This window comes from Meiothermus sp., assembly GCF_026004115.1.
Classification (GTDB): domain Bacteria; phylum Deinococcota; class Deinococci; order Deinococcales; family Thermaceae; genus Meiothermus.
In genome coordinates, this window is sequence record NZ_BPIM01000001.1 from 205,599 (window position 1) to 227,382 (window position 21,784).

Annotated in this window: 22 protein-coding genes, 4 tRNA genes and 1 pseudogene; 7 read left to right on the forward strand and 20 right to left on the reverse strand. The window is 61.3% G+C overall.

What is annotated here, in order from left to right:
- Nucleotides 1-27: 27 nt before the first annotated feature.
- A complete protein-coding gene (locus Q0X23_RS00985) occupies nt 28-597 on the forward strand; it encodes a lytic transglycosylase domain-containing protein (protein ID WP_297858562.1) in 570 nt (189 codons plus the stop codon).
- Nucleotides 598-662: 65 nt separating this feature from the next.
- Here Q0X23_RS00985 and Q0X23_RS00990 read toward each other — a convergent pair.
- The 3 genes from Q0X23_RS00990 to Q0X23_RS01000 all read right to left on the reverse strand — a co-directional run bounded on the left by Q0X23_RS00990 (nt 663) and on the right by Q0X23_RS01000 (nt 1,014).
- A tRNA-Arg gene (locus Q0X23_RS00990) sits at nt 663-738 on the reverse strand.
- A gap of 88 nt (nt 739-826) precedes the next feature.
- Nucleotides 827-902: transfer RNA gene (locus Q0X23_RS00995), tRNA-Gly, on the reverse strand.
- Nucleotides 903-937: 35 nt separating this feature from the next.
- A tRNA-Pro gene (locus tag Q0X23_RS01000) sits at nt 938-1,014 on the reverse strand.
- A 148-nt stretch (nt 1,015-1,162) separates the two neighbouring features.
- Between Q0X23_RS01000 and Q0X23_RS01005 the strand changes: the two genes are divergently transcribed.
- Nucleotides 1,163-1,238: transfer RNA gene (locus Q0X23_RS01005), tRNA-Lys, on the forward strand.
- A gap of 76 nt (nt 1,239-1,314) precedes the next feature.
- On the opposite strand, the gene Q0X23_RS01010 is transcribed toward Q0X23_RS01005, so the two are convergent.
- From Q0X23_RS01010 to Q0X23_RS01035, 6 genes are all read right to left on the reverse strand, one after another.
- The gene (locus tag Q0X23_RS01010) at nt 1,315-2,463 is read right to left on the reverse strand and encodes a site-specific integrase (protein WP_297858563.1); all 1,149 of its coding nucleotides are present in this window, start codon (nt 2,461-2,463) and stop codon (nt 1,315-1,317) included.
- Complete coding sequence (locus Q0X23_RS01015; RefSeq protein ID WP_297858564.1) at nt 2,444-2,677, reverse strand: hypothetical protein; 234 nt, start codon at nt 2,675-2,677, stop codon at nt 2,444-2,446. The genes Q0X23_RS01010 and Q0X23_RS01015 overlap by 20 nt, the downstream gene beginning before the upstream one ends.
- A 104-nt stretch (nt 2,678-2,781) precedes the next feature.
- On the reverse strand, nt 2,782-2,985 hold the full coding sequence (locus Q0X23_RS01020) for a hypothetical protein (RefSeq protein WP_297858565.1): 204 nt from the start codon (nt 2,983-2,985) through the stop codon (nt 2,782-2,784).
- A gap of 14 nt (nt 2,986-2,999) precedes the next feature.
- Nucleotides 3,000-3,380, reverse strand: a complete 381-nt coding sequence (locus tag Q0X23_RS01025; RefSeq protein ID WP_297858566.1) for a hypothetical protein — start codon at nt 3,378-3,380, stop codon at nt 3,000-3,002.
- An 18-nt stretch (nt 3,381-3,398) separates the two neighbouring features.
- Nucleotides 3,399-3,725 carry a hypothetical protein gene (locus Q0X23_RS01030; RefSeq protein WP_297858567.1) on the reverse strand — a complete coding sequence of 109 codons (327 nt, stop codon included), beginning with the start codon at nt 3,723-3,725 and terminating at the stop codon, nt 3,399-3,401.
- Entirely contained in the window at nt 3,722-5,677 is a 1,956-nt protein-coding gene (locus Q0X23_RS01035) for a DUF927 domain-containing protein (RefSeq protein ID WP_297858568.1), read from the reverse strand. The genes Q0X23_RS01030 and Q0X23_RS01035 overlap by 4 nt, the downstream gene beginning before the upstream one ends.
- Nucleotides 5,678-5,690: 13 nt before the next feature.
- On the opposite strand from Q0X23_RS01035, the gene Q0X23_RS01040 reads away from it, so the two are divergent.
- Entirely contained in the window at nt 5,691-5,861 is a 171-nt protein-coding gene (locus Q0X23_RS01040) for a hypothetical protein (protein ID WP_297858569.1), read from the forward strand.
- Between the two features lie 99 nt (nt 5,862-5,960).
- On the opposite strand, the pseudogene Q0X23_RS16130 reads toward Q0X23_RS01040, so the two are convergent.
- The 4 genes and pseudogenes from Q0X23_RS16130 to Q0X23_RS01055 form a co-directional block, all read right to left on the reverse strand.
- Nucleotides 5,961-6,746, reverse strand: a pseudogene (locus tag Q0X23_RS16130) (hypothetical protein); the annotation flags it as partial.
- Complete coding sequence (locus Q0X23_RS01045; RefSeq protein ID WP_297858570.1) at nt 6,736-7,197, reverse strand: hypothetical protein; 462 nt, start codon at nt 7,195-7,197, stop codon at nt 6,736-6,738. The gene Q0X23_RS01045 and the pseudogene Q0X23_RS16130, both read right to left, overlap by 11 nt.
- Nucleotides 7,198-7,208: 11 nt before the next feature.
- Nucleotides 7,209-7,433 carry a hypothetical protein gene (locus Q0X23_RS01050; protein ID WP_297858571.1) on the reverse strand — a complete coding sequence of 75 codons (225 nt, stop codon included), beginning with the start codon at nt 7,431-7,433 and terminating at the stop codon, nt 7,209-7,211.
- 42 nt (nt 7,434-7,475) lie between these two features.
- Complete coding sequence (locus Q0X23_RS01055) at nt 7,476-8,054, reverse strand: hypothetical protein (RefSeq protein WP_297858572.1); 579 nt, start codon at nt 8,052-8,054, stop codon at nt 7,476-7,478.
- 480 nt (nt 8,055-8,534) lie between these two features.
- Between Q0X23_RS01055 and Q0X23_RS01060 the strand changes: the two genes are divergently transcribed.
- Together Q0X23_RS01060 and Q0X23_RS01065 are read left to right on the forward strand one after the other, a co-directional pair.
- On the forward strand, nt 8,535-9,950 hold the full coding sequence (locus tag Q0X23_RS01060; protein WP_297861137.1) for an HD-GYP domain-containing protein: 1,416 nt from the start codon (nt 8,535-8,537) through the stop codon (nt 9,948-9,950).
- A 371-nt stretch (nt 9,951-10,321) separates the two neighbouring features.
- Complete coding sequence (locus Q0X23_RS01065; protein WP_297858573.1) at nt 10,322-11,386, forward strand: DUF815 domain-containing protein; 1,065 nt, start codon at nt 10,322-10,324, stop codon at nt 11,384-11,386.
- A 223-nt stretch (nt 11,387-11,609) separates the two neighbouring features.
- On the opposite strand, the gene Q0X23_RS01070 is transcribed toward Q0X23_RS01065, so the two are convergent.
- Complete coding sequence (locus tag Q0X23_RS01070; protein WP_297858574.1) at nt 11,610-13,259, reverse strand: CTP synthase; 1,650 nt, start codon at nt 13,257-13,259, stop codon at nt 11,610-11,612.
- 194 nt (nt 13,260-13,453) lie between these two features.
- Here Q0X23_RS01070 and Q0X23_RS01075 point away from each other — a divergent pair, with 194 nt between their 5' ends.
- Nucleotides 13,454-14,446: an MBL fold metallo-hydrolase gene (locus tag Q0X23_RS01075; RefSeq protein WP_297858575.1), complete on the forward strand. Its 993-nt coding sequence runs from the start codon at nt 13,454-13,456 to the stop codon at nt 14,444-14,446.
- Between the two features lie 124 nt (nt 14,447-14,570).
- A complete protein-coding gene (locus Q0X23_RS01080; protein WP_119339513.1) occupies nt 14,571-14,780 on the forward strand; it encodes a dodecin in 210 nt (69 codons plus the stop codon).
- 1 nt (nt 14,781) lies between these two features.
- On the opposite strand, the gene Q0X23_RS01085 is transcribed toward Q0X23_RS01080, so the two are convergent.
- The 6 genes from Q0X23_RS01085 to Q0X23_RS01110 form a co-directional block, all read right to left on the reverse strand.
- Nucleotides 14,782-16,371, reverse strand: a complete 1,590-nt coding sequence (locus Q0X23_RS01085; RefSeq protein ID WP_297858576.1) for a gamma-glutamyltransferase family protein — start codon at nt 16,369-16,371, stop codon at nt 14,782-14,784.
- Nucleotides 16,372-16,631: 260 nt separating this feature from the next.
- The gene (locus Q0X23_RS01090) at nt 16,632-17,465 is read right to left on the reverse strand and encodes an ABC transporter permease (protein ID WP_297861138.1); all 834 of its coding nucleotides are present in this window, start codon (nt 17,463-17,465) and stop codon (nt 16,632-16,634) included.
- Nucleotides 17,466-17,467: 2 nt separating this feature from the next.
- Nucleotides 17,468-18,412, reverse strand: a complete 945-nt coding sequence (locus tag Q0X23_RS01095; protein WP_297858577.1) for an ABC transporter permease — start codon at nt 18,410-18,412, stop codon at nt 17,468-17,470.
- Nucleotides 18,413-18,424: 12 nt separating this feature from the next.
- Nucleotides 18,425-19,912, reverse strand: a complete 1,488-nt coding sequence (locus Q0X23_RS01100; protein ID WP_297858578.1) for an ABC transporter substrate-binding protein — start codon at nt 19,910-19,912, stop codon at nt 18,425-18,427.
- Nucleotides 19,909-20,592, reverse strand: coding sequence for a FadR/GntR family transcriptional regulator (locus Q0X23_RS01105; protein ID WP_297858579.1), 684 nt, complete (start codon nt 20,590-20,592; stop codon nt 19,909-19,911). Before Q0X23_RS01105 ends, Q0X23_RS01100 begins: the two co-directional genes overlap by 4 nt.
- Before the next feature lie 315 nt (nt 20,593-20,907).
- Nucleotides 20,908-21,672 carry a TIGR00282 family metallophosphoesterase gene (locus Q0X23_RS01110; protein WP_297858580.1) on the reverse strand — a complete coding sequence of 255 codons (765 nt, stop codon included), beginning with the start codon at nt 21,670-21,672 and terminating at the stop codon, nt 20,908-20,910.
- Nucleotides 21,673-21,784: the final 112 nt, after the last annotated feature.

Consider the following 21,784-nt stretch of genomic DNA (forward strand, 5'->3'; position numbering starts at 1 on the left):
CCTGCGCCAGCAAAGACGATTGCGGAATTGCAAAATCGAGTATGGCGAGCCATCCTGAGCTACAACGGTAAGGTGAACGACACCGCCAACGCTATGGGGTTTGAACCGGACACAATCGGGAAAACCTATGCCAAATACCTGGCCGAATACCTGGTAGAATCCGCCATCAAGAATAAAGTGCCGCTGGATCTGCTGGTGGCCCTGGCTCAAAGGGAAAGTAGCTTTACCCCCACCGTAACGACTGACCGTTACGAAGCGCTGGGGTGGACAGATGATGCCATCAAAAAGGCAGTGCAAAATCAATGGGCCCTTGGCCCGCTTCAGGTTAAGCCGGTGGTGTTTACCGAGGTTGGCCTGGCCAGCCCGGCACGGTGGCCAGGTGACCCGGTGCCCTGGAAGCATCCTGCCCGCCTCAGAGATGCCGTTGAAGCCGGGGCCCGCTATCTGGCCAAGCAACAAAAACGTTTTGGCACCTGGTGCGCTGCCCTTCATGCGTACAACCGAGGCCCGACGGCATATACCAATGGGGCCAGGGCGGATAGGTACGTGAACCAGATTATCGCCTGGGCAAACGGATATACGGAGCTGCGCACGTAAAGTGTCAATAAGGTGTCAAAACGAAAAAGCCGGGCATAGCAACCCGGTCTTTTTGCGTCCTGGACTGGTGCGCCCGGGAGGACTCGAACCCCCGACCTACCGCTTAGAAGGCGGCTGCTCTATCCACTGAGCTACGGGCGCAGGCAAACCCAAACAAGGCCAGCGATAGTTTAGCAGACTTATCCAGAAGCCAGTAGCCCACAATAAAACCGCCCAGAAGGGCGGTAGGTGGAGCGGGAGACGGGATTCGAACCCGCGACATTCAGCTTGGAAGGCTGACGCTCTACCAACTGAGCTACTCCCGCACGCTGCGTTTATGTCTGGTGGCCGCCGGTGCTTTTGGTCGGGGAGACTGGATTCGAACCAGCGACCCTCTGCTCCCAAAGCAGATGCGCTACCAGACTGCGCTACTCCCCGATTGTACGCCTGGCATTCCTGCCACAACGCAACAATAAAGATAACATGCACGCCAAAAGCGGTCAAACCCGATTGGCCCTGACCGATACCGATTGAGCGATTAGGTATTGACAAGAAACTTCTCCGCTACTATATTTACTTTTTGCTTGGGCTGTTAGCTCAATTGGCAGAGCAACTGACTCTTAATCAGTGGGTTGCAGGTTCGATTCCTGCACAGCCCACCAAGTCCAGGACGAGAAAAACCCGAGGGATGCTTACCCTCGGGTTTGTCCTTTTACGGTGATTTTACGGTTTATGGATTCAGGCCTTAGCTCGTGGTCGTGAAAGTAGGGTCTCCACATCCACCACCCACCCCTGCCGCTCGTGCTCAAGGACGTGTCGGTAAATCGAGAGGGTGATGTTGGCGTTCGCGTGCCCCATGCGCTCGGACACAAGCTCGAGGGGTGCACCGTTCGCCAGCAGGTGGCTACCGTAAGAGTGTCTGAGGTCGTGCACCCGCAAGGGCGGAATGCCCAGGGCCTTCACGATTCGGCGGAGGGCATGAGCGGGGGCCCGGTAGTCCAGGGGCCTTGTGGGGTCGTTCCCAGGGAATAGCCACAGCGTAGCGGGTGGGGTCTCGCCCAGCCGGTCTTCCCACATGGCGTGATAGGCCCTCAGCCGCTCCAGGGTGCTGTGCGGGACGGGCAGGGTGCGGCGGCTCGAGGGGGTCTTGGGTTCTGTGAGCCGTCCATCACTCCAGGCCCGGCGGATGGTGAGAGTCCCGGCCTCGAGGTCAAGGTCTTGCCACTGTAGGCCCAAAGTCTCACCCACCCGTAGCCCCAGGTTGAGCATGAGGCGCAAAGAGAGGGCGATTCTCTCGTCCTTGTAGGTATCCAAAGCCGTAAGCAGGGCAGCGGCCTCGTGAGCCTCCAGTGATCTACCGGCGCGGTCGGTAGTGGAGCCTCGGGGTAGTTTGACCTTCACAGGGGATACAGGGTTACGGTGAATGACCTCGAGGTTCAGCGCTTCCTCGAATATGGCGTGCAGCCGGGTGCGTACTGCTCGGGCGGTGCGGGGTTTTCGGGTCTGCAAGAGATTGTCCACCAGGGCACGGATATGTGACGGTGTGATTTTTTGCAAAGGCAGCTTGCCCAGGGTGGGCAGCACCAGCCCCAGCTCGTACTGGTAGGACTCGAAGGTGCGCGGCCTGACCTCCCGGCGCTTGCGCTCGAGCCAGCGTTCGGCCCATTCCTGAAGCGTGATGGCGGAGGGATCGGCCAGCAGTCCCTTGTGATAGAGGGCCACCTGCTCGGCCAGCCAGCCCTCGGCCTCCTTGCGAGTCGAGTGGTAACTACGCACTCGTAGCGGTTTGCCATCCCCGTCATAGCCCAGGTTCAGTTCGGCGCACCAGCGGTTTGATGCTTTGTGGAAATAGGTTGTGCCAGCGCCCTTACCGCGCTTCTTTGCCATCCTGCACCTCCAGTCCTAGAGCCTCGAGACCGACCCCCACCACCTCACCCCGCTTGTCCGGGGGTAGCGCTTTGAACCGCTCGAGCACCACAGCAGGGGCGCGGATGTAAACCCGCTCCCCGGTCTCCCCGTCCTCGAACAGCCGCAACCCCCACCGAGCAGCTAAGGCCTCACGTGGGGGTCTTACCAGATGCAACTTCTCACCTTTTGGCATATCGGGATTATACACGGTTGCCTACCGAAAAGCGTACTTTCGAAAATAAGTGCGCGTTTTGACCGGGTGCTGGTGGAGCTCCAGCACCCGGCGGTGAACCAGCTTCAAAGCTCCACGCGCTCACCATCCACCCAGATAGCCAGCCCCGAGGGGGTGTGTCGCGCAATGAAAAACTTGCCTCGAGGGTGCCGCTGTTTGGCGAGTGCGAACAGCCGCTCGAGTTCGGCCTGCTGCTCCGGCGTTGGTGGCGGTGAGGGTTCACCATACGAGCGTTGAATCGTGATGATGGGTTCGCTGTTTTGCCGCATACGTTCAAGTTGCTTTAGTTTTTGGAGTAGCCCCACGTGTCACCTCCCATCCGGGATTGAAGTACCTGTCGGGTCAGGTCAAGCTCGGCCAGTGCTTGTAGACTCTCCGCCACGGCACGCACCATGTTTGGGCTGGTTGGATCGCCCAACTCGCACGCCTGCCGGAGGAACCGGATAGCCGCACCGATAGCCGGTGCTAGCTCATCAGCCCACTTCTCGGTGAGCCGTGCTTGTTTCTCCCGGACAATCGCGGACAGGCGGGGGTCATTCATCATCCTTGCACGGTAGCGGCGCAGCGTCCTGTCCGTGATTCCGTGACGCTGACACACTGACCGGTCGTCCGAGAAGGCGGCCTCGGCCAGGATGGTGCTAACGCGGTCAAGGTCAATGGGCATACTGCACCTCCATGGTACTTAGGCGGCCTCCTGCTTGCGGCGCACATAGGCTTTAGCGAACGGCTCGAGTCTGTCCGGCGGCCAGTAGGCCAGCAACTCCACCACCCCGGCTTCCGGCCAGGCGGCCTCATAGCGCTCGAGGATACCCAGCAGCCAACCCCCCAGGCCGGGGGAGGGCATACCCGGCCACCGGCTGTGGGCCTCGAGGTCAGCCTCTTTGGGAACCAGCAGCGCCCAGTAGACCACCTCCCCGTCCACCACCAGCCGCAGCTTGGGGGGGTTGACCCGGCGGAGCTTGTCCACCAGCTGAGGGGTGGCTTGGATGAGCACCCGCCAAGGGGTCATAGCTCGAGCACCCCCTCATCCCCCTCTTGCGCGAGCGGGGTACCCCTTATATCTCCACGAGTGGGAACAGTGGGAACAACAGGAGCAATAGCGTCCTGGACGGCGCTAATGCTGTTCCCACTCGGCGGGATGTTCCCACTCGCGAGTGGGAACACTCCCGAGTCCCCATCAGGAGCGGGGTTTTGTTCCCACTGATTAGTGGGAACATCCAAAAAACTGGGAACAGGTTTTGTATCGTCCTGGACGGCATTATTCTCAATGTTCCCACTGTTCCCACTTTTGGTGATATAAGACCCTGCCAGGTGCACAACCCTGTGAAGGGACTGGCCTATCCGCACCCGGGCCTGGTAGCGCACCACCCCCCCTTCCACGCTGGTGCGGATGGCCCCGCGCTCGGCCAGCCGCTTCCACAGGGTGCGCTCGGTGGGGAGCGGTTCCCCGGTCTCGTTCGCCAGCCGGGTGAGGACGGCGTAAGCGGGGGAGGGGTCGAGATACAGTCCGTGGGTCTCGGGGTCGTCCGGCAGCCAGCCGATGGCCGGGCCTTGCGGCTCCCACACCCCATGCGCGTCCGGTGCGCCGGATGTGGTATCGCGCCAGCGCCAGCCCCACATCGAGGGGGCGGGTAGGTAATCCTCAATGGACTGTCCGGGCCTCCAACCTACCGGCACCAGGTGAGCGCGTCCCATGCGCAGCGCGGCGAAGAGCAGCGCCCCGAAGCGTTCGGCAGGGTCGCTGTCGCGCTGGTATGACCCCTGAACCCGGCGCACCGAATCAAGGGCCTCGAGCACCACCCCCTCCAGGTGGGCCAGGCTGACCCCCACCGTGGCGGTGTAGTCGCAGTACAGTTCCCACACCGCGTGCAACCGGGCCAGCGCATCGGCGGTGCGCCCGTGCGACGATTCCCAGCGCGGGCGAAGCTCGGCGGTGCGTTCGGTCACACGGCGCTGGTGGGCCTCGAGGTCGGCGGCCAGCCAGCGAAGCCAGGCGGCCAGGCCCCGTGCGTACACCCCCTGCCGGGCCAGCCGCTGCGCCTCTGTGAGCCTGTGTAAGTCCACATCGCCGCGTTCCAGTTCGACAAACAGGCAGCGCGCTCTTATGCTGTAGCCCGGCGGCAAGTCCTCACCGGTGACCAGCAGGCTCCCGCGCGGTGGGCGGTCACCGGCCAGGCTGCCGTCGGGGCGCATCCTCGGACGACCCGTGCCGTTGCCCTGGGAGCGCAGAAGCCGCCCGGCCTTGGACTGGAGTTCTTTCTGTTTACCCTCACTGGCCTGTGGCGCGTAGTCGTCCACCAGCAGCAGCGCGTCTTTGGCGAGAAAAGCCGCACCCTCCAGGGCGTTCGCCGTGCCTTCCCAGGCCAGCGGTGGACTGTCGAGGAACCCCCACAGGTTTTGAACCACCAGCGCCAGGCTGGTCTTCCGCGCCCCGGTGGGGCCAGCCAGGTAGAGCGAGAAAGGGCTGTGGCCCAGCGGCGCGGCCAGCGCGTAGAGCAGTAGGGGAACGGTGACCCGGTGCGGGGCCACCTCCAGCAGCCCCCACAGCGCGGTGATGGCCCCGCGTTCGCCCTCCCCGGCGGGCGGCTCGGGGAGGGCGAAGTTCTCGAGGACGCGGCCCGGCGATACCTCGAGGCCCGGCACCGCGCCTTCCGCGCCAATCCCTCCACTTGAGTGTAGGTAGACCCAGGTATCCCCCAGCCGCGCCCAGCCCAGGTGCCGGTAGACCGTGGCCTGCTCCAAAGAGCCGGCCTCCAAGCTGAGGTACTGAATCGCCGCGCGGAGGTGGTCTTTCGCACCCTGCCCAGGGGTTACGATTGCACCGGCACCCCAGCAGCGCTGCACCCAGCCCATCCCGGCAAACTCGGAGGCCCTCACCTGGGCCACGGGGAGGGGTCGCCCTGTGCTGGTGTATCCCTGAATCTCGAACAGAGTCTCGGTCTCCAGTCCGTCGGTACTCACAACCTCGCGGGTGATGGTGCAGGCGAAGTTGGCGAGGGGGGTAGTAGCTCACGGCCTGGTGCTCGCCGCGTCCCTCGAGTTTGGCGGCCAGGATGCGGCCATTCTCGACTTTGTACCTCGGCTGGCCCAGCACCAGGCCCCCACCGGTGCGGCCTTCCAGCGGGTGAGGGGTGCCACCGGCTAACCGGCCATGCGCCACCGGCCCGGGTGTGTACCCACCGGCAGCCCGGGCGCGCTCGAGGGTGGCTTCCCCGTAGGTCTTGCCGTCCGAGAAGTGCCGCTCGTCCCATTTTTCCCTGTAAAGCCCGGATTGCCGGAAGAGCCGGTCGGCGCGGGCCTGGTCGTTGCCTGTCCACCACATCAGGTGTCCGGCCAGGGCTAAATCCGCCTCACTGTGGGAGGGATAGCCGGTGATGTCACCATCCCACAACCGGCGAATCTCCGCGCCGTTGCGTGACGCGAACATCCGCTCGAGCAGCTCGCTATCCGATAAATCCACAGGTGCGCTTGGAGCGGGCTTGTGCTCCGGCTCGGGTGCGGGCGGGGCCAGGTCGTGCAGCAGCGCTGCAAGCTCGGCCTGGCGCTCCTCGAGGTCGAGGGGATAGCCCGCCCACCGTTCGGCAGTCGCGGTGAAGAATCGCCCGTGGTCGTAGACTTCGAGTTCCACACCGGGGGCCAGCCGGTAACGGTTGCGTGCACCGGCGGAGAGGGAGCCGCGCAGCAGGATGTGGCAGCCTCGATGTGATGGCGACCACTCGGTGTAGCTGTTCAGCCTGTCCACCACAGTCTGCGCCTCAACCGGTACGCCCTCCCCCTGGTACGACTTCCAATCCAGGTCAACCCCGGTGATGCCGTCCCCCAGCACGAAGCCGAGGCCATCGAAGCCCCCACGCTGGAGGGCTTCCAGGGCCACATCCAGGGTCGTCCAGGTAACGGGGCTGTTGCTTTTGGCGGGCCTGCCGCTCGGCTGGTAGGGTGCTTTGGTGCGCCTGCCGTCGCGTTCGACGTAGCGCCACAGCACCCAGCGCTTGAGGTCGCGGAGCGAGGCGGGGATGCGGTCAACGCGCATGGCGCACCTCCCGCAGCAGCGAATCAATGAGCCGGGAAGCCTCCAGGCGGTTGGCAGGCTCGGGGCCTGTGTGGGCCAGCTTGCGGAGGAAGGCTAGCTGTTTGCCGGTGGGCGGCTGTTCGGACATCCACTTCTCGACGGCCTCGCCTGCACGCTCGGACTTGAGCCGGTTCTTTACATCGCGGGGCTGGCGCTCCCACCACAGCGCCCACCGCGCCCCGGCCTCGAGGGCCTCGGGGTCGAGTTCGGCCAGCAAGACCAGGGTCAGGCAGGCTTCGTTCCAGTGGCGTTGACGCGCCGATTCCACAGCGTAGCCCACCACCTGATGAACGTTGCAACACCCGGCGCGCACAGCGCTCAGTAGGACGTTGGTCGCGGTGGCCCGCTGATTGTGGGGGAAGTGCGCCAGGAAGGCGGCACGGTCGTGTAAAATGCGTTCAGGGACGCTCACAGCCTACCTCCCTAACGCACCCCGCCCGGCCCGGCGGGGTTTTTGGTCTCGAGCTCGAGCTCGTCGAGGCGGCCCTCGAGCAACGCCACCACCACGCGGCGCGGCATCAGGTACCTCTTGCCCAGGGCCATGCCATACTGCCGCGCCAGTTTGTACAACTGATCGCGGCCAACGCGGTGGCGGCCAATCAGACGGCGGACTTCCTCAATCGTGAGCAGTGGGGGTAACTCGTTCATACCCCCTATGCTCCGGCTGTGCGCGTCCCAACTGAAGGAAATTTAGGTCTGAGCCAAATGTCCGGTAAGTCCCAGCACCTCGGCCAGCCGGGTTGCAGCCTTGCGAACCGCGTCCTCGCCCACCGGTGGGGCTGTACGGTCGGCTATCTGCACCCAACTCAACCCCTCGAGCCGCAACGCCAGCCACAGGAAGTGCTCGGGGTTGTACTTCACCCGCACCTTCTGCCACCCGGCGTTCTGGTAAGCCTGCTCAACGCCTTGCATGTAGGACTCAAGCCACCGCACGGCCCTCTCTTTCCACCTGTGAGAGGGCATGGTAGCCGGGTCGTATTCTGGAAAAGGCTCCCAGTGATGCACTAGGCGCAGGGTCATGGGGGGTGTGTCCGCAAAGTCCCAGCCGAGAGGTACATACCCCTCGGGGTCTTCCAGGTACTCAGCCGCCCAGGCCAAGTAAGGCTCCTGTGGCAGTCCGTAGCGCTCGAGCCAGGCCTCCACACCCTGTTCACGCAGGTAGGCCAGGCACGAGGGAGCGTGCTCGAGTACTTGCCGCCACAACTCGAAGTGGTAGCGGTTGAGCAGATAGCTGCTCTGGTTGTCGGGGGGCATCCACAGTTCGGCCATTCGGGGTTGTCCTCCTCCCCCGTGGCCGATAAAATCAAGGAAGCCCGTCCAAGGCTCTCCCTGGTCTCGGCCAGGGGGTTTTCTTATCCCGAGGATAGCACACCCACCCGCACCAGGACGTAACAAACCCTCTACGGTTTTCTACGGTTTATTTACGGTTTATGGAGCCGAAAACGGTCGAACGTGACCGGAAATACACTCCTGATTTTTGCGATGAACAAGGGCATATCCGTAAGCAGTCGTGAGCAGCCGAGGGGTTTTTGGCCTTCTCTTAATCAGTGGGTTACAGGTTCGATTCCTGTACAGCCCACCAAGCAAACCGAGCAGCATTGCGAGGAAACCGGGGCTAAAAGCCCCGGTTTTGCCTTTGCGCTTCCTGGCATGGTTACTCTTTTCACTTTGATACCCACTCAGCATGTGGGCGGCAAATAACCCATCGGCCCTCGAGCACAGTGCTACATTTAGGGCAACGTGCGTACTATGGGAAATACCTATCTAAAGATAGTACAAAAGCAAAACCTCCTGAGCCTGCTGGGATTGCTCATCTGGGGCGTGGTTTCGTTTCTTTATTTGCCTGATAGCTACCAGGCTTTTAGCTTTCTTTTTCTAATTCCTGGGGTCTGGAAAGGCGGACCTCAGAGCATGCGCTGGGTGGTACCGCTGGTATTTATCTACACCATCGTGCAACACCTGTACCCCAAACCCAACCTGAGCCTGGATAGTTTGTTGGTTACCATGCTGCCAGGTTTGGTGGCACTGGCTTTTGTGGCCTGGTTGCGAGAGCGGGACCGGCGCTCGCAGAAGGAACTCGAGGACTCGCTGCGCTTCATGCATTTGCTCGAGGAAGGCAGCCTGAACATCAGCACGGCCAACGACCCGCTGGAGTTGACCGAAAGCGCCATGTCCTCGCTCTACAACCTGAACATTGCGCCACACCTGGCTTTTGTGCGCTTCCGCGAGGGTAAGCCGGTGGTGGTGAGCGCACGCGGCGCTCTAGAGCGCTACCGAGGGCGGCACCTGCCCCAGCAAAAGTTGAGCACCCATGCTTCTCTGACCGACACTTTTGTGGTAGGCAACTACCTCGAGGGCATCCCCGAAAGTGCGGGCTGGTCTACGGCAGCAGTTCCGGTCTCGGCGCGGCAGAAGCGCCCCTTGGGGGTGGTAATTCTGGCTCGGGAGGGCAACAAGCCTTTTCAGTCCGACGAAAAGGCCATGGCCAACTCGCTCGCACGGGTGATGGGGGCGCAACTGGGGCAGATGGAAGCCCTCAAGCACCTCGAGGATGCCTACGATGGTACGCTGCGGGCCTTGGGTCTGGCCCTGGAATTTCGCGACCACGAGACCCAGGGGCACACCAAGCGGGTTGTGGCCTGGGCTGACCAGCTGGCTCAAGACCTGAACCTGGATGCATCCATGCGTAAATTTCTTCGTTGGGGTGCCTATTTGCACGATATCGGAAAGCTTTCTATTTCCGACCACATCCTACGAAAGCCCGACAAACTCGATGATGAAGAATGGGAAATTATGAAAAGCCATGTGGTCAAGGGGTGGGAGATGCTTTCACGAGTGCCCTTTTTACCCCAAGAAACCTTAGAAGTGGTACGCCATCACCACGAAAACTGGGATGGCAGCGGCTACCCCGACGGCCTGAAAGGGCAGGACATCCCCATTCTGGCTCGCATCTTTGCGGTAGTGGACACCTTCGATGCGCTCTACAGCCCCCGCCCCTACAAGCGGGCCTGGAAACCTGCGGAAATTATCGAGGAACTGAATCGCCTGAGGGGTAAGAAGCTCGACCCCAAGCTGGTGGATATCTTTATCAAACGCATTACCTCCCCCTCCGGCAAGGAAGCCATGGAGGCTGCCAACCCCAGCAAGGCCAATGTCAGGGCCTAAAGGGTGAGCCCATAGTTGATAGCCACGCCATGCGCGACCCTAAAGCTTTGCCAGGTTGCGTGCGTTTTGATACCAGATTCGGTTAGTTCGGCGCTGGATGGCGGCGAACTAACAGGGCCGAAGTTATCCGCGTAGCGGAGGGCGATACCGCCCCTTGGAAGGGAGACGCTTTCTTCGCCGACCGACAGGGAGGGGTGTGCTCTAGGATTCAAAAAGATAGCCTCTGGGGGATCTTTGGTTTAGATGATTATCTTTTTGCATCCGGTATGATGCGTGGTTTCTGGTAGATTTTTTGAACACGAGCATCTTGGTGGGCACAAACTGAAAATATCACAAGCTCCCGTCGAAGCACCACGATAAAATAGCCGACCATGCAGTTATTTCCTCCGCTCTACGACACCCCCCTGGCCGAACTCTTTCACGCTCGAGTCCCTGCCGGAGAGCCCTGGGCATGGGTGCTGTGCCAGCGCATTCTGGCAGATGAAACCCTGGCTCGACGCTTGCTTGTTGAACCCCTAAGCCCTGGAATGGCCGACTGGATCCGCCAGGAGCTGGGGCATCTGCGGCAGGAGGTGGAGCGTCTCCAAAAGCAGTACCCCTTTTCGGACTTCGGCAACCGAGACCCCAGCGCAGCCGAAAGCGCCGCCTTGAAGGTGCTGTTGGAAGGATCGCCCGCCGCGCTGCAAAACCTGTATCAGACCTTCGGTTACGGTATCTATGTCCACCATACGGCCTTCTTATTTAGCCAGCGCATGCAGGCCATCGAGAAGCCCGACCCTGCCTGCTTTGATGACCTGGTAGGCTATGCCCGACAAATTCAGACCCTGCGCGCCAACGTGGAGCGCTTTTTGGCTGGGAAGCCCGCCGTTCCCATGCTCCTCTACGGGGCTAGAGGCTCCGGCAAGTCCACCTCGGTCAAGGCTTTGCGCACCCAGTACGCCGACCGGGGCCTGAGGCTGGTAGAAGTACTGGCGGATGGCTTAGAGCTACTGCCCGAACTGCTGGCGTTGCTGGCTCCGCTGCCTTATAAGTTTGTGCTCTACCTGGACGACCTGGCCTTTGCCAGCGAGGATGCGCGCTTTCACAAACTGAAGGCTTTGCTCGAGGGAGCCGTATACGAACGACCATCCAATGTGCTGGCTGTGGCTACCTCCAACCGTCGCAACCTGGTTGCACAGGATTGGTCGGATCGGCCCGACCCCGATGCTAGCGACCCCGCTTCCTGGGACACCTTGCAAGACAAGCTGGCCCTGGCCGACCGCTTCGGGCTGGTGCTCACCTTTCCACCTTTCGATCAGCAGCATTACCTGGAAGCCGTGGCTCACATTCTGGGACGAGAACTCGACGAGGAAACCCGCAAAGCTGCCCTGCAATTTGCCCTGGAGGGCAGGGGCTTTTCCGGGCGCACCGCACGGCATTTTGCAAATCAACAGTGACCGGTAGAATACCAACTTTACTTGGACAGTGAGCTTTGAGGGTCGTCCCAAGCTCCCTCATCCGGCGACACCCCAGGTGCAGTCAATCAGGTTCCTATGGCTGATTGTAAATAGCGCGGTCGGGGTGTCGCCACCTTCTCCCAACGGGGAGAAGGCAAGGGGTTTATGTGGATTTGGTAGAAGATGGGCTGTTGACGCAAGATGGACAGACCCGACGCCTAGGTCAGGGTAAGCGCTGGATGGACTGGAACAAACCCTGTCGCTTGCGCTCCAAGGCCGCCCCAATAAACCCACTAAAAGGCGGCGAGACCCGCATGGGGCGACTAGAAAGCTCGGGATGAGCTTGCAGGCCAATGAAGAAGGGGTGGTGGGGCAACTCGATGGCTTCTACCAGCCCCTCTCCCCTGCCCTGGACCCCCGGCGTAACCGCCGAGACCGCAAGGCCGCCTTCGATCAGGCGCTGGACATAGGCGGGGTTTACTTCGTAGCGGTGGCGGTGCCGCTCGTAGACCAGTTCTTTACCGTAGAGCTTATAGAGCAAGGTTTCGGGGTGGATGCGCATGGGCCAGTTGCCCAGCCGCATGGTGCCACCCATACCTTCAACTTCCAGTTGCTCGGGCATCAGGTCTATGACCGGGTGGGGGGTGTAGGGGTCGAACTCGGTGCTGTTGGCCCCCTCGAGGCCCAGCACATTGCGCGCATATTCAATCACGGCAATTTGTAACCCCAGGCAGATGCCAAAGTAGGGCAAGCGGCTTTCGCGGGCGTAGCGGGCCGCCAGGATCTTTCCCTCGATACCACGAATACCAAACCCAGGCCCCACCAACACCCCATCTACGTCGCCCAACAGTTCGGCGGCTCTGGCCAGATCGGTGATGTCCTCTGCGTTGACCCATTTCACGCTCACCCGCGCATCGTGGGCAATGCCTGCATGGCGAAAGCCCTCCAGAATGCTCAGGTAGGCGTCGGGCATCTTGACGTACTTGCCCACGAAGGCCACCGAGACCTCGTCGGCGGGTTGCTTAAGTTTGCGCACAGCGTTCTGCCAGAAGCTCAGGTTGGGCTGAATGGGCTCCAGGCCCAGCTTCTTCTCCACCACCCGCCCCAGGCCCTGCTCCTCTAATACCAGGGGCATCTCGTACAGGTACTGCACGGTGGGGCTGCTGAAGACCTCGCCCGCGTGCACGTTGGTAAAAAGGGCCACCTTCTTGCGCACGTCCTCAGGCACCATCTTCTCCGAGCGCAGAACCAGCACATCGGGCTGGATGCCCACCCCCCGCAGTGTAGAGACCGAGTGCTGGGTGGGTTTGGTTTTGAACTCCTCAGACGTAGCCAGATAGGGCACCAGAGTCAAATGCAGGTACATCAAATCCTGATCGTCTTCGTCGAACTGAAACTGCCGGATGGCCTCCAGAAAGGGCAGGCTCTCGATATCGCCCACCGTGCCCCCCACCTCCACCACCACAATCTCGGCGTTTTGCTCCCGAGCCGTGCGGCGAATGCGGTCTTTGATTTCGTCGGTGATATGCGGGATCACCTGCACGGTCTGGGAGAGGTACTCGCCTCGCCGCTCTTTTTGAATCACCGACAGGTACACCTGACCGGTGGTGATGTTGTTGGCGCGGGACAGGTCTATATCGAGAAAGCGCTCGTAGTGCCCGATGTCCAGGTCGGTTTCAGCCCCATCGGCTGTGACAAACACCTCGCCATGTTCGTAGGGCCGCATGGTGCCTGCGTCCAGGTTGACATAGGGGTCAATCTTGATGGCGGTCACGCGGTAGCCCCGACCCCGCAGGATGGCCCCTAAGCTGGAGGTGAGAATACCCTTACCCAAACTGCTGACCACACCGCCCGTGACAAAAATGTATTTCATAACAAACCCCCGTCCTGCGCCGGACGCTGTCCAGCGCCCCAAAAGCTCCTTTTCAAACGCTCAACCGGTACGGTGGAGCCGCTTCACTATTACGGGATTTGATCGTACCACGACCTGCCCCTCCTGTGTCCAGCCGTGCGAACACCATTGGCCGGGTACCTTTGCAAAAAAGTTTGACTTGGTACAATCTTGCTATGGCTGAGGCCATCCGACTCTCTCATCAGGTCGCAGCGGGCATTTTCGCCATTCCGGTGCCCATCCCCTACCCCTTCAAGTATGTGAACTGCTACCTGCTACTCCCTGGCCCCGGTTCTTCCGATGGCCCGGCGCTTGTGGACTGCGCCCTGGACACCGCCGAAGCGCGGGCTGGTCTGGAAGCAGCCTTGCACGAGCATGGGCTGGGGTTGGGCGACCTCGAGCGCCTGGTGGTCACCCATCACCACCCCGACCACTACGGCCTGGCCGGGCTGATGGAGGCCCAGGGACCCACGGTGTGGATGCTGGACGTGGAGCTAGAGCGCGGCCACATCTTCTGGACAGAGCCCGAGCGCATGAATCAGATGGGACAAGCACTCTTCCATCGGCACGGTGTTACCGATGAATACCTGGCCGACCTGGCCGGAGAAATGGACAAAACCCGCAGCCGGGTGCATCCTGCGCAAAAACCCCAAACCTTCCACGATGGCGAGACCCTCCGACTGGCAGGTATGCGCTACCGGGCAGTCTGGACGCCCGGCCATGCCGACGGCCATGCCATGCTGCTGCGCGAATCGGATGGGGTCTTGCTGGCCGGGGATCAAATCCTGGAGCGCATCTCCCCCAACATCGGCCTCTGGGCCTACTCCTACCCCAATCCCCTGAAGCACTACCTCGCTTCGCTGGAAAAAACTGCTGCCCTGGGGGCCTCGGTGGCCTTGCCCGGGCACTACCGGCCCATCCAGGACATAGCGGGCCGGGTGGCCGAGCTCAGGGCCCATCATGGGGAGCGGCTACAGTTCCTGCTCCAGCTTGTGTACGACCAGCCCCAGACCTGCTGGCAGCTCTCGCTGGCGCTCTTTCCCGGCAACCTGAACCTGGCCCAAAGGCGGTTTGCCTGGTCGGAGACGCTGGCGCACCTGGAGTACCTGGTGGCTGAAGGGGCGGTGAAAAGGCTCGAGCCAGGCGGGATTGTTCACTACAGCCGCTAATCCCTTACAGAAACACTCGGTTGCCCTGGCTTAGCATCTCTTTCGACCCCTGGATTCATAAAGGCCATTTATCCCAGCTTTGGAGCGCTAACCTTAAAACACTGGAGAACACAGGAGGAAAGCCATGAGCAAGGTCTACAAGAAAGTGGAGCTGGTCGGCAGCAGTGCGGAGAGCCTCGAGGACGCCATTAAGGTCGCCCTGGCGCGGGCCCGCAAGACCCTGCGCAATATGGACTGGTTCGAGGTCAAGGAGATTCGCGGCAGCCTGACCGATGGCTACGTGAACACCTACCAGGTAACGCTCCTGGTGGGCTTCCGCCTCGAGGAGGAGTAGTTCACCAGGCCAGGGCCAAGCCGTCGGCGCGGGGCTCGGTGGCCGCCAGAAAGGCGTCTTTTGGCTTCAGAATGATCTGACCCCGGCCAAATGAGGCCCACTCGCTCTGCAAAACCACTTCGTGGCCGCGCTCTTTGAGACCGTGCACCAGGTGGAGGGGCAGGCTGGGCTCGAGCTCCACCTGCTGATTGCGCGTCCACTGCCAGCGAGGCGCATCCAAGGCTGCCTGGGGGTTCATGCCGTAGTCTTCTAGGTTCACCACTACCTGCAGGTGGCCCTGGGGTTGCATATGCCCTCCCATCACCCCAAAAGGCCCCAGGGGCTTGCCACCGCGGGTCAGAAAACCAGGAATGATGGTGTGGAAGGGCTTCTTGGCCGGGGCGTACTGGTTAGGGTGCCCGTCCTCGAGCACAAAACAGGCTCCCCGGTTTTGTAGTGAGATGCCGGTGCCGTCCACCACGATACCCGCCCCAAAGCCCATGTAGTTGGACTGAATCAGAGAAACCTGTAGCTCGCCATCGGCAGCGGCCAAATACACGGTACCCCCTTTGGGCGCACCGGCCTGCACCGGCAGCGCCCGCTCGCCAATTAGCCTGCGGCGCTGGGCCAGGTAGTCTGCGGAAAGCAACTCGGCAGGTGAAACAGGCATAAAGCGCGGGTCGGCCACGTACTTCTGCACGTCGGCAAAAGCCAGCTTCATGGCCTCAATCTGGAGATGAAAGCCCTCCACCGAGTCGCGCGGATACCGGCCCAGCTCAAAGCCCTCCAGTATTTTCAGGGCCATCAGGGCGGCAATCCCTTGTCCGGCAGGGGGTATTTCATGAACTTCCAAGCCCCGGTAGCGCACCAAGAGGGGCTGCACCCACTCCGAACGGTAGGCGGCCAGGTCGGCCCGGGTCAGGTACCCCCCGGTAGCGGCGGCGAAATCGGCAATCTGAGCAGCCAGCTTGCCCCGGTAAAAACTCTCCGCACCGGTACGGGCAATCTCGCGCAGGGTTTCGGCGTGCCGTGGGCTTTGCCAGATGTCGCCGGGTCGGGGGGCCTTGCCACCGGGCATGAACACAGCCTTGAAAGGCTGGAAACAGGGGTCTTGCAGCGGCCCATACACCGCTTCGATGCGCGACCAGGCGCGCCCGGTTTCGGGGCTTACAGCGAAGCTTTCCTCGGCGTAGCGGATGGCCGGTTCAAAAAGCTGCTCAAAGGGCAGCCTGCCGAACTTTTGGTGCAGTTCCCGCCAGGCCGAAGGGGCGCCCGGCACCGTGACCGGAAGCCAGCCCCGGGTGGGCACCTGTCCACTATTTGCAAAGGTGGCAAAGTCCAGGCCAGCCGGGCTCATGCCGTTGGCGTTGAGGCCATGCAGCTTCTGGCCATCATGCACCAGGGCAAAAGCATCGGAGCCAATGCCGTTGGAGGTGGGCTCGAGTACCGTCAGGGCAATGGCCATAGCCACGGCGGCATCCACCGCGCTGCCCCCGGCCAGGAGCATCTCCATGCCGGCCAGGGCGGCCTGGGGCTGGCTGGTGGCCACCGCGCCCCGCTTGCCGGTTACCACATTGCGACGGGAGGGATAGGGATATTGGTTGAGGTTCATTTTGAAAGACCTTTCTACATCACACTAAGGCCAGTCGGTCAAAGGGCCAAATTAAACTGGGAACAGGCCTCGAGCGGAAGAGCGCCATTAGAACGACCTGGCTAAGTGGTCTGGTAACCAAGAACTCAGTCTGCACTTTAGTGTCTTCCAATGGGCCGCACATCGCAATTGTGGGTAATCAACGTGCTTCAAAACATGCCGCAAAATTAGTTACCGGTGCACTAAGCCGCCTCACAAATGCACCCACCCTGTGGGCAGTCCTATTTCTTCATGCGCGGGTCGAAAGCATCGCGCAGGCCGTCGCCGATAAGATTGAAGGCCAGCACTGCCAGAAAAATAGCCAGACCGGGAAACAGGGCCATGTGGGGTGCCTGGTTAAGGTAGCCTCGAGCGTCGTTGAGCATCGAGCCCCACGAAGGGGTGGGCGGCTGCACCCCCAGCCCCAGGAAAGACAGCGTAGCCTCGGCCAGAACGGCTGTGGCCGTACTCAAACTGACCTGTACAATCAAGGGCCCCAGGATGTTGGGGAGCAGGTGCCGCGCAATGATGCGACCATCCCCCCCACCCAGGGCCACCGCCGCCTGGACATACTCGCGGGGGCGTTCGGCCATCACCTGCCCCCGTATCAGGCGGGCAAACACCGGCGTCGTGACCACCCCAATGGCCAGCATGGTGTTTTGCAGGCTAGGCCCCAGGACAGCGGCCAGGGCAATGGCCAGCACCAGAAAGGGAAAGGCCAGCATGGCATCGGTCAGGCGCATCAACACATCGTCTATCCATCCGCCGTAAAAACCAGCCACCAGGCCGATCAGGCCCCCCAGCACCAGCGCAATCAACACCGAAATCAGGCCCGCCGCCAGCGAGACTCGAGCCCCATAAAAAACCCTCGAGAGGATGTCCCGCCCCAGTTGGTCGGTGCCAAACCAGTGCTTGGCCGAAGGCCCCTGTTGCAGAGCGCCGAAATCGGTGGCGGTGGGGCTATAGGGCACCAGAATGGGCGCAAAGCTGGCCCCCAGCACCAGCAGCAGCAAGATGACCATCCCGACGATGGCCAGGCGGTTGGCAAGGAGGGCTCGGAGGGTACGATTATTCATCATCAGTGATAGCGGATGCGCGGGTCGATGGCGGCGTACAGCAGGTCGGTCAGCACGTTGATCAGAAACACCGCCAGGGCCGAAATAAGCACCACCGCCTGCAAGACCGGAAAGTCGCGGTTGAAAACCGAGTCCACCAACAACCGCCCAAAGCCGGGAATCGAAAAGACCTGTTCGGTGACCACCGCCCCGCCCAGCAGACCGCCCAGTTGCAACCCGATGACGGTCACGACGGGAATAGCGGCATTACGCAGGGCGTGCTTGTAGACCACCACCCGGCCTTCCAAACCCTTGGCTCTTGCGGTACGAACATAATCCTGCGAGAGCACCTCCAACATGCTATTGCGGGTGAAGCGGGCTATCGCACCGGCCAAGGCCGTACCCAGGGTGATGGCGGGCATCAGCATCAGCAGCAGGTTTTTTTGCAGGTCTACCCAGGGTTCTACATAGCCCGAAGGGGGAATCCAGGCCAGCCGGACACTGAACAAGTAGATCAGCAGGATGCCCAGGAAAAAGTTGGGAATCGAGATCCCCGAAAGGGCCAGCACGGTCACGCTGGCATCGGCAGCCGTGTTTCTTCGCAAGGCAGCCAGCACCCCTGCCGGAAGGCCTATCAGGATAGCAACCAGCAGGGAGAAAAAGCTGAGCTCGAGGGTGGTGGGCAGTTTTTGCCAGATGATAAGGGCCACCTGTTCGTTGCCCCGAATCGAACGCCCCAGGTCGCCTTGCACCAGGCCCCACAGCCAGTCGGCATACTGCACCAGGATGGGCCGGTTGAGCCCCAGCTCTTCTCGGATCTGGGCGACGAGCTCCGGCGTGGCCTCCTCGCCCAGCAGCAGCCTTGCGGGGTCACCCGGCAGGATTCGGGTCAGGGCGAACACCATCACCGTGACCAGCAGTAGGGTGGGCAACCCGCCAATCAGGCGCCGCAGGACGAAGAGGAACACCGTGCTTAACTCCTACTGGCCGCCCAGGCTCGCTCCCCTGAAGCGCAGAATGCCGTCGGGTATAACCGGAATTCCGCTCAAGCGACGGCTCAGGCCGATGGTGGTCTGGGGGTGGTAGACGTAGATGTAGGGCAGGTCTTCCTGAATGATTTTGGTGATCTGGCTGTAGAGGTCGCGGCGGGCTTCCGGCAAGCGCACGGTGCGGGCCCGGTTCAGCAGGCTGTCAACCCGGGGATTGCAATAGCCTGAGTAGTTGTTGGCGGCTTTACAGCGCACAAAGTCGTAGATATTGCCGTCGGGGTCGGGGCGACCGCTCCAGCCCACTGCCACGGCCTCGAGCTCCAGCTTGGCCGCCCGGTCGAGCAGGGTGCCAAACTCCACCTGTTCGATGCGAACCTGAATGCCAGCTTCAGCGGCCATAGCCTGATAGACCTGGGCCAGTTGGGCCAGCACTGGGCCAGGGGCGATGGTCAGGGTGAAGCTGAACCCTTGCGGACGACCCCCTTCGGCCAGCTTCTGCCGAGCCAGGGCCAGGTCGCGCTTGGGAACGGCAATGCTTTTATCGTGGGCCAGGGTACCGGGTGGGAAGGGCCCGTTGGAGGGGAGGGCCGTACCCAGGAATACCACCCGGTCTACCACATCGCGGTCAATGGTCGCGGCAAACGCCTGCCGCAGGGCCTTGTTGGTAAAGGGGCCTTTGGTGTGGTTGAGCCAGATGCCCTGGTAGCCGATACCGGGGAAGTTGTTGACCACCAGGTTGGCGTTGTTGCGGATAGCCGCAAGGTCTTTGGCCGCCACCGGGGTGATGATGTTTACCGCGCCCGAAAGCAGGTTGGCCACCCGCACATCATCGTCGGGGAAGGGGCGATAGACCAGTTGTTCGATGCGGGGGAAGCCGCGCTGCCAGTAGTTTTCGTTGCGGGCCAGCACAATGCGGTCTTGCCGACGACGCTCCACAAACTTGAAGGGGCCGGTGCCCACCGGGTTGTTGCTAAACTCAGCCCCCAGTCTCTGGACTGCGGTGGGGCTAACCATCATGCCCGAGCGGTCGGAAAGGATAGCCAAGAAAGGCGCAAAGGGCTCCTTCAGGGTGACGCGCACGGTGGTGGGGTTGACCACCTGCACATTATTGATGAGCGAAAGCTCACCCGCGCGACGCGAACCCGGTGTGCTGCGGTAGCGGTCGAGGTTGAACTTGACCGTCTCGGCGTTGAAGTCGGTGCCGTCGTGGAACTTGACCCCCTGGCGCAGAGTAAAGACATACACCGTACCGTTTTCCTCGACCCGCCAGCTTGTGGCCAGCATGGGCACGATGCGCAGGTTTTCGTCCAGGTCTACTAGTTTGTCGTAAATCTGGTTTTGCACCTGGCGATCTACCAGTGCGGACGAAAGCATGGGGTCGAGGTTGGGCGGATCGGCGTCCAATCCCACCGTGACGGTCTGGGCCAACCCCAGGCCCCCCAGGCTCCATAAAACAACTGCTACCAACCACTGTCTCATCTGTCTACCTCCTTGGTTTTTGCCGCGCGCTCAACGGTGCTCAGGTGTGCCAGCATAGCTTTGCGGGCCATTTCAGGATCGGAAGACCGAATAGCCTCGAGGATGTCGCTGTGTTCAGCAAGGGTGGTCTCCGGGCGGAAGCGTTTCGCCGTGGCAGACAAACGGGTCTGTCGCAGTTCCGCCGCAAGCAATACCACAATTTCACTCAAAACTGTGTTTTGGCTCATCTCAGCCAGGGTTTTGTGAAAATCCATGTCCAGCTCAACAAATTGGTAAAGGTCTCCTTTAGCTGCTTTTTGCTGCGCAAGCAACGCTTCGAGTCGCTCGATGGCCTGTTTATCACCACGCTCCGCAGCCAATGCTGCTACTGCTGGCTCCAGGATGCGTCGCACCTCAAACAGCTCGGCGATAAAGTCTTCTTCGTGCAGCCTCGAGCGCAGGCGACGGCCCAAACTCTCCGAGGGATGGGCCACCCGTGTACCGTCCCCCTGTCGGATTTCCACCCAGCCGTGAAGCTCGAGTATCCGCAAGGCCTCGCGCACCGAGGAACGGCTCACACCAAAGCGGCTGGCCAGGTCGCGCTCCCCCGGCAGCAGATCACCAGGCCGCCATACGCCGTCCTGGAGCAGTTGCTCGAGGTCTTTGGCCAGCTTTTCGGGAATTCGGGCCGGGCGCATCATTAAAGAGTCAACTCCTTTATTGGTCTGACCACTGAACCAGTAAATGCATGAAGATACAATAAGCCGAACCATGGGGCTTTATGTAGTACGCGCTACATTCAAACCCAACAAGCCTTGACACCCCCTGGCAGTCCGGGCCTCCAAAACCGCTTACCAGGACCATCGGAGGAGTCTTTTCAAAGTATGCAAAGGTCTGGTCATCCCCACGAGACCCTGATTGATACTGATTCTGACAGCCGCTTGTAGCTAACTGTTATTCATCGCGCGGTCTACTGTGCACAGCCAAGCCACACCAGATCTTCGCGGGAATCTCTCTTATTCCGGCTCGTCCCAGCGCATAGGCCGAATCTCTACGCAATTACCACCCTCCAACACCAGCTCAGTCGCGCAGAGCATGGCCCGTCCTGTGGCTGCCTTGAAGGGGGTGGGCCGCTGGGTGATGAAGCGCCCCAGAAAGCTCTCTATCTCGCCTCCGATGATCGAATGGATGGGGCCGGTCATGCCCACATCACATTGAATGGCGGTTCCATTGACCAGAAAGCCCGCATCGGCGGTCTGGACGTGGGTGTGGGTGCCCAGCAGGGCCGATACCTTGCCGCCCAGGTAATGCCCCAGGGCGTATTTCTCGCTGGTGGCCTCGGCGTGCACCTCGAGCAGGGCGTAATCGTGCGGTACTTCGGCCAGCAAGGCCTCGGTTGTGCGAAAAGGGTCGTAGAGGTTCAGGCCCATATCTACCTGCCCCATCACCTGCATCACCAGCAGGCGCTCCCCCTGGGCCTCGAGCACCCAGTACCCCTTTCCGGGCGTTCCGGGGGGGTAATTAAGGGCTCGAATAATGGGCTCGGTCTGGATGAGGTCGTAAATATCCTTGTGATCCCAGGCGTGGTTGCCCAGGGTAATCAGGTCGGCCCCGGCCTCCCGGAGTTTTTTGTAGGCGGGCCTGGACAGACCCTTGCCGTGGTGGGCGTTTTCTCCATTCACAATAACCAGGTCGTAGTGGGGACGTAGATCGGGGAGGTGCATCGCTACCGCCCGCAAGCCAGGGTCGCCAAAGACATCGCCAACAAACAACACACGCATAGGCCCAGCTTATCGTGCTAATAGCGCTAAGGCCGTGTAAAAAACCATAAATCACCCCACGCGAATCGGCATGGATAGCCTGTGGTGCAAATTCATTCATCTGGGGCTGTTA

What these genes read in the sequence shown, in the direction of transcription:
- Q0X23_RS01010 (WP_297858563.1), bottom strand. Translation starts at nt 2,463, where the DNA reads ATGGCAAAGAAGCGCGGTAAGGGCGCTGGCACAACCTATTTCCACAAA.
- Q0X23_RS01015 (WP_297858564.1), bottom strand. Translation starts at nt 2,677, where the DNA reads ATGCCAAAAGGTGAGAAGTTGCATCTGGTAAGACCCCCACGTGAGGCC.
- Q0X23_RS01020 (WP_297858565.1), bottom strand. Translation starts at nt 2,985, where the DNA reads ATGCGGCAAAACAGCGAACCCATCATCACGATTCAACGCTCGTATGGT.
- Q0X23_RS01025 (WP_297858566.1), bottom strand. Translation starts at nt 3,380, where the DNA reads ATGCCCATTGACCTTGACCGCGTTAGCACCATCCTGGCCGAGGCCGCC.
- Q0X23_RS01030 (WP_297858567.1), bottom strand. Translation starts at nt 3,725, where the DNA reads ATGACCCCTTGGCGGGTGCTCATCCAAGCCACCCCTCAGCTGGTGGAC.
- Q0X23_RS01040 (WP_297858569.1), top strand. Translation starts at nt 5,691, where the DNA reads ATGGTGCAGGCGAAGTTGGCGAGGGGGGTAGTAGCTCACGGCCTGGTG.
- Q0X23_RS01050 (WP_297858571.1), bottom strand. Translation starts at nt 7,433, where the DNA reads ATGAACGAGTTACCCCCACTGCTCACGATTGAGGAAGTCCGCCGTCTG.
- Q0X23_RS01055 (WP_297858572.1), bottom strand. Translation starts at nt 8,054, where the DNA reads ATGGCCGAACTGTGGATGCCCCCCGACAACCAGAGCAGCTATCTGCTC.
- Q0X23_RS01060 (WP_297861137.1), top strand. Translation starts at nt 8,535, where the DNA reads ATGGGAAATACCTATCTAAAGATAGTACAAAAGCAAAACCTCCTGAGC.
- Q0X23_RS01065 (WP_297858573.1), top strand. Translation starts at nt 10,322, where the DNA reads ATGCAGTTATTTCCTCCGCTCTACGACACCCCCCTGGCCGAACTCTTT.
- Q0X23_RS01070 (WP_297858574.1), bottom strand. Translation starts at nt 13,259, where the DNA reads ATGAAATACATTTTTGTCACGGGCGGTGTGGTCAGCAGTTTGGGTAAG.
- Q0X23_RS01075 (WP_297858575.1), top strand. Translation starts at nt 13,454, where the DNA reads ATGGCTGAGGCCATCCGACTCTCTCATCAGGTCGCAGCGGGCATTTTC.
- Q0X23_RS01080 (WP_119339513.1), top strand. Translation starts at nt 14,571, where the DNA reads ATGAGCAAGGTCTACAAGAAAGTGGAGCTGGTCGGCAGCAGTGCGGAG.
- Q0X23_RS01085 (WP_297858576.1), bottom strand. Translation starts at nt 16,371, where the DNA reads ATGAACCTCAACCAATATCCCTATCCCTCCCGTCGCAATGTGGTAACC.
- Q0X23_RS01090 (WP_297861138.1), bottom strand. Translation starts at nt 17,465, where the DNA reads ATGAATAATCGTACCCTCCGAGCCCTCCTTGCCAACCGCCTGGCCATC.
- Q0X23_RS01100 (WP_297858578.1), bottom strand. Translation starts at nt 19,912, where the DNA reads ATGAGACAGTGGTTGGTAGCAGTTGTTTTATGGAGCCTGGGGGGCCTG.
- Q0X23_RS01105 (WP_297858579.1), bottom strand. Translation starts at nt 20,592, where the DNA reads ATGATGCGCCCGGCCCGAATTCCCGAAAAGCTGGCCAAAGACCTCGAG.
- Q0X23_RS01110 (WP_297858580.1), bottom strand. Translation starts at nt 21,672, where the DNA reads ATGCGTGTGTTGTTTGTTGGCGATGTCTTTGGCGACCCTGGCTTGCGG.